This is a genomic window from Lysinibacillus sp. (assembly GCF_032093475.1).
Taxonomy (GTDB): Bacteria; Bacillota; Bacilli; order Bacillales_A; family Planococcaceae; genus Lysinibacillus; species Lysinibacillus irui.
In genome coordinates this window covers 1-5,801 of the sequence record NZ_DAMDAY010000085.1, presented here as the reverse complement: position 1 = coordinate 5,801, position 5,801 = coordinate 1, and the positions used below count along the sequence as shown (strand labels likewise).

At 35.5% G+C, this 5,801-nt stretch carries 6 protein-coding genes; 5 read left to right on the top strand and 1 reads right to left on the bottom strand.

Going from position 1 to position 5,801, the window contains the following annotated elements; translation table 11 throughout:
- On the top strand, positions 1–672 hold a 672-nt coding region (locus RT445_RS16415), incomplete at its 5' end, for an NADPH-dependent oxidoreductase (protein ID WP_313470994.1).
- A 388-nt stretch (positions 673–1,060) separates the two neighbouring features.
- Positions 1,061–1,486, top strand: a complete 426-nt coding sequence (locus tag RT445_RS16410) for a hypothetical protein (RefSeq protein ID WP_274795400.1) — start codon at positions 1,061–1,063, stop codon at positions 1,484–1,486.
- Between the two features lie 42 nt (positions 1,487–1,528).
- Here the strand turns inward: RT445_RS16410 and RT445_RS16405 are convergent, their stop codons facing one another.
- Complete coding sequence (locus RT445_RS16405) at positions 1,529–3,208, bottom strand: hypothetical protein (RefSeq protein WP_274795399.1); 1,680 nt, start codon at positions 3,206–3,208, stop codon at positions 1,529–1,531.
- Between the two features lie 131 nt (positions 3,209–3,339).
- Here RT445_RS16405 and RT445_RS16400 point away from each other — a divergent pair, with 131 nt between their 5' ends.
- From RT445_RS16400 to RT445_RS16390, 3 genes are all read left to right on the top strand, one after another.
- Positions 3,340–3,990 (top strand): lysoplasmalogenase, encoded by a 651-nt coding sequence (locus RT445_RS16400; protein ID WP_274795398.1) that lies wholly within the window; start codon positions 3,340–3,342, stop codon positions 3,988–3,990.
- 152 nt (positions 3,991–4,142) lie between these two features.
- Positions 4,143–5,372, top strand: a complete 1,230-nt coding sequence (gene pepT, locus RT445_RS16395) for a peptidase T (protein ID WP_274795397.1) — start codon at positions 4,143–4,145, stop codon at positions 5,370–5,372.
- Between the two features lie 205 nt (positions 5,373–5,577).
- Positions 5,578–5,801 (top strand): multidrug resistance efflux transporter family protein (locus tag RT445_RS16390; RefSeq protein WP_313470993.1); only part of this gene is annotated, 224 nt, incomplete at its 3' end.

The window sequence follows — 5,801 nt, the reverse complement described above, 5'->3', positions numbered from 1 at the left end:
TCAAGAGAAATCATCGAGGATTTAATTGCAACAGCACAAATGGCTGCCACATCACATTTTGTCCAAGCCTATAGTGTAATATGGGTAACAGATGCAGACAAAAAGGAGAAATTAGGATTACTCTCTGGTAACCCTCGTCAATATGAAACTTCTGGTGGTGCTTTTGTCTTTTGCGTTGACTTCAAGCGTCTTCAAATGGCTGGAAAACTAGAAGGTGTAGACATAGTTGCAGATTCTGCTGAAAATGTTCTAGTGGGTGTAGCTGATGTATCGTTGTTTGCACAGAACTTTGTGATCGCAGCAGAATCAATGGGGTATGGAATTTGCTATATTGGAGGGGTACGTAACAATCCTTCCGAAATAAGTGAATTATTTAATCTACCTGATCACGTTTTTCCTTTATTCGGCCTAACAATTGGCGTACCAGCACGACGCAATGAAGTCAAACCACGCTTACCTGTGTCTGCCGTATTACATGAAAACGGATACAATGTAGACAAGTATGATGAGCTTTTACCAGCTTATAATGAGACAATGGAGATGTATTATAATAACCGATCCTCAAATAGAAAAATTGATAATTGGACAAAACAAATGGCTGATTTTTTAGTCGAACAACGTCGTCCTCATATCAAAGAGTTTTTAGCTACAAAAGGATTTAATTGGAAGTAATTAACTGATTACGCTCAGTGTAATTTACTATGAACTACCAAGAGACCTAATATTTATATTCAGTATCATAACGACTTATTGATTTTGTTTACTACTGCTAGTAAATGCAGCATGATTGTTTGAAGCTGGGGGAACGGAAATAAAATCCCTCCTGCCAACGTTCTTTTTATAATAGTGATTTTTTCAATAACATAATGGGGTTACTATCGTATGATAATAACCCCATTTTTTTCATAATGTCATCACTTTTCTATATTAAATCTAGTAATTTTGTCTCGATATATAGAGTAAAGACTGCTTCAAATTAAACGAAAAGACTCTTCCCATTTCCAGCTATTCCATTCATATTAATAAATGAACCCTATTGAAGAAAGGAGTTTTACTAACAATGTCTCATATCAATAAACATCTTGCTCATACCTTAGAACAACAGCATAAGAGAAGTGTAAGAGGTTTATTTTTAAAAATAGAAGAATTAAATAATGCGTGCACCGAGCTAAGAAAGCGGTTAGAGCCACGTGTTAATTTGACACTGTATAAAAATGCTATTGATTATGTTAATCAATTTGTTTCCCACACCTCTATTCTAAATTTGAAGTTTATTACAAATACCCAAAATCTAGAGGTGGCTGTCTTACATGCACTTCTATTATCCTATATTTTAGAAAATGAAGATGATCATTCTTTTGAATATGAAGATAGATTGCTACAAGACTATGTACAACAAATTTTTACTTTAAATGACCATGCAAGGACACTTTTTATGAACCATAGAGGCAAAATGCTTACCTCCATTCAAAAACAATCGACATAACAAAAGACGATCTTCGTTATCCTAAGATCGTCTTTTGTTTTTTTATTGTAACCCTTTAATGATGAGGGATCGAACTGGTAAGAACTGTTCCCCTGTATCACCATACGTGATAATTACCTCATCACCTTCTTGTAAATAAATGGCTAGAGGTTCTGTTTCAGCACTGACTAAATAATTTTCACCATTGTTTAATAAGAAAGAAACTGTCGTAAAATCTCCTAAACGTTCCTTGTACACACGTAATACTTTCCCACTAGCTTGCTTCTCCTCAGCATTTGAACTACCGTCAACTGTATTTCCTCCACGGCTTAATGCAGTTTTATATAATTTTAGTGCCTCCTTAGGAGTAGTAGCATAAACGGAGATTTCAGGATTGGCAGCAGACACAATGAAATAGTTTTGTAAAAAGCCGTTGGAATCCAGCACCGCTGTTAACCAGCTTGCTTCCCCATAAAAGTTATATAGCACTGGCATTTCACCAGTCCATTTTTTCTCAATAAATTTCTTCTCAATAATTTGTAAATTACCTTGTGAATCCATATAACTTGAATCTAAATTCCCTGTATAATATGTGGCTTCTCCTGTGCGTGCATTTGTTAAGGAATACCCTAGCATGGAATCTACGCCTTCTTTAGGACTTGTAAAATCTGTGAAGTAATACATATCACCCTTCTCATCGAAAATTGGGCTAACATTCGATTCTGTTCCTTCATCGGAAGGGATTTTTACATCCTTTTTACCAAACATACTGTTCCAAAAACCATGAACATAATTACCGAAATAACTATTTTGTAAGCTTACTGTCTCTGGAGATACTGCACCATCAATAAATTCAGGTATTTGGTCCAGTTTAAGCACCTCTGATTTCCCTGTCAGTGCATCTACTAAGACAATCCCTTTCACATCAAAGCCATTTCGTGCTGAAATAAATTCACCATAGGAACGAATGTAATAAGGCTTTCCGTCATCATCTACTTCTAGTTGAACATCCCCATAAAAAATAAGGAATGGATGTTGTAGGCGAATATGACGTTCTAAATTAGCATTTAGATAAGCAGAAGGGACATACTTCATTTCTTCTTTTACAAACTTAGGGTTATCCGCCGAATCTGTAGCACTCATTATAAAGTAGCCTGGTGTTGTATCACCATTCATCCATTTAAAGAACCCAGAAAACTCGACTGGTGCGATATAAACATATTCACCCTTCACCTTTTGAATTTGTAAACGTCCTAACTCATAGTAACTAGTATTTGGCACTTGACCGAATGCCTTTTTCATTTTATTACGAGCAAATTTTGGTGGGACACTCGCAGGTGTTTGTGTCTCATCGAAAGGTTTTATTTCAACCTCTTCCTTCATTTCTGAAGAATTAAATTTATCATTAGCATTCCATAAAGGTGCTGATAATACATAAACTGCTACACCTAAACTTGCTAAAAATAAAATTCCTTTAATCTTCCGTTCAATACCACTCGCAAGCAGAGCACCTGCTAGCGATAATAAAATTATTGCTGGCCAAAAAACAAGCCAATTTACATCAATTTTTGTTACATATAGTGTGATACCTGTGGCTAAAAATCCTAGCACAAAGATGCCAATAAAGAAATATCCGATCACCTTTCTCGATTTACCATCTTCTCGCTTCTTTGTAATAAGCGGTGTTACTAATACACTCGCGATTAATGCAATGACTGCAGAAGCTATCAGTAGCTTAGTCATTTGGTTCATCCTCTCTTCAACTTTCTGTCTACTTATTTACGGTTACATACTAAAAAAGTTTCATACATACGTTGTACAGAAAGGAATTCTACCATAAATATTGAATTTCAAAAGGAAAGGAGCTGAAAAATTTGTTTAAAAAAATATTAATAGGTTTCATAATCTTGTTTGGTCTTTATTATATTTTTCTTTTTTCCCATATTGCCGAAAGTTTAAAACTACTATTTAAAGTAATTCCAATGTTGTTAATCATTATTTTAGCTGCCGTTCAAAAACCATTACATATTAAAAAATACCAACTTTTAATTATTATTGGGCTTATTTTTTGTATGATTGGCGACTATACATTGCAGTGGTTTTTAATTGGGCTGACTAGCTTTCTTATTGGTCATGTCTTTTATATTTTTGCTTTCTCTACCACAAACGAACAGAAAGTACCAACCTGGGCTAAAATAACGCTACTACTTTACGGTGTCTGCATGGCCATATGGATTGCAGGTTCCGTCTTGAAAACAGGTGAAACAATTCTTAGCATTGCCGTGATTGCCTATATTTCGGTGATTTTAACGATGGGCTGGACAGCTATAAGAACAGGCTCTAAATTTGCAATAATTGGGGCTCTGTTATTTATTGCTTCCGATTCCTATTTAGCTATTAATAAATTTGTTACACCACTAGCTTTTTCACATGAAGTAATTATGCTGACTTATTATAGCGCCCAAGTGTTTATTGCATTAAGTATCCTTCAATATTCCGAAATCCGAAGTAAAGTGGTACAATAATATCAATTATGACTTGGCATAGTTACGTCCGGAACTGGCTTTGTGATCGCACAAAGCCCGATTCCGTGACATCCATCAAAGGCTCAAACTTCTTTGAGCAAATTTTGGACACCCGCTAAAAAAATCAACGTACACAATAGGAGGCCATACTTATGAAAGAACAAGTAATTGAACGATTAATACGCTATGCAAAAATTGATACACAATCAGACTTCACAAGCGAAACTACTCCTTCTACACAAAAGCAATTTGACCTACTACATGTTTTAAAAGATGAGCTAGCCGAGATTGGTTTAACAGAGATTACATTAGATGAAAATGGCTATTTATTTGCTTCATTAGAGGCAAATACAGATAAAAATGTACCTACTATCGGATTTTTAGCACATGTTGATACAGCTACAGACTATACAGGTACCAATGTAAATCCACAGCGTGTAGATAACTATGATGGCGGAGACATTCAATTAAATGAAAATTTAGTCATGTCCCCTACAGATTTCCCAGAGCTTAAAAATTACGTGGGTCAGACCCTTATTACAACAGATGGTACTACATTGCTAGGGGCTGATGATAAAGCCGGTATTGCTGAAATCATGACAGCAATGGAGTACCTCATTAAAAATCCTACTATTAAACATGGTAAAATTCGTGTAGCTTTCACACCAGATGAAGAAATTGGTCGTGGGCCACATAAATTTGATGTAGCTGCTTTTGGAGCAGACTATGCCTATACGATGGATGGTGGACCACTTGGTGAGTTACAATATGAGAGCTTCAATGCGGCAGGTGTAAAGGTTGTTACAAAAGGAACAAGTGTACATCCTGGTTCAGCAAAAAATAAAATGGTCAATGCTATTACAATGGCAATTGCCTTCCAAAATGAAATGCCGGCTGAAGCAGTTCCTGAAAAGACAGAAGGTTATGAAGGTTTCATTCATTTAATGGGCTTTAAAGGGGCTCTTGAACATACAGAGCTTTCCTATATCGTGCGTGACCATGATCGCCAAAAATTCGAAGAGAAAAAACAATTAATGCGTGATGCTGCAGCTAAAATTCAAGCACAATTTGGAGAACATGCTTTAAGCATTACAATTGAAGATCAATACTATAATATGGGCGAAAAAATTGAGCCTGTAAAAGAAATTGTTGATATTGCACGTGCTGCAATGGAAAAATTAGATATTACACCTAATACTTTGCCGATTCGTGGTGGTACAGATGGCTCACAATTGTCTTATATGGGCTTACCAACACCAAATATTTTCGCTGGCGGCGAAAATATGCATGGGAAATTTGAATATGTATCTGCTGAAACAATGGAAAAGGCAACACAAGTTATTATTGAAATTGTTCAGCTATTTGAACAACAAGCAAAATAATAGGTATGTATTAGTGATCCACCCACTCACCTGTTAAAATGTCACAGATTGATTAAACTCAAAAAAATCTGGACTCGATGGGACATAATTGATAATGTTATAGTTACGAAGAAAGGTTTTTTCCTTTCTTCGTAATTTTTTCAGCATTAATTACTGAATTTTCTAATTACATAAAAGAATCTAAAACTAAAATTGAGGTGATTTTATGAAAGAAATTGCATTAGGCATTTTAGCATCACTTTTCTTTGCCGTGACCTTTATTTTAAATCATGCAATGGAAATGCAAGGTGGTAGCTGGCTATGGAGTGCGTCACTTCGATACTTTTTCATGCTACCCTTCTTACTCATCATCGTTTTTTATCGGAAAGGCTTTACTCATTTATCTGGAGAAATGAAAGCACAGCCTATAGCATGGCTACTTTGGAGCTT

Excerpts from the sequence above, each read along its gene's own strand:
- pepT (WP_274795397.1), top strand. The coding sequence starts at position 4,143 with ATGAAAGAACAAGTAATTGAACGATTAATACGCTATGCAAAAATTGAT.
- RT445_RS16410 (WP_274795400.1), top strand. The coding sequence starts at position 1,061 with ATGTCTCATATCAATAAACATCTTGCTCATACCTTAGAACAACAGCAT.
- RT445_RS16405 (WP_274795399.1), bottom strand. The coding sequence starts at position 3,208 with ATGACTAAGCTACTGATAGCTTCTGCAGTCATTGCATTAATCGCGAGT.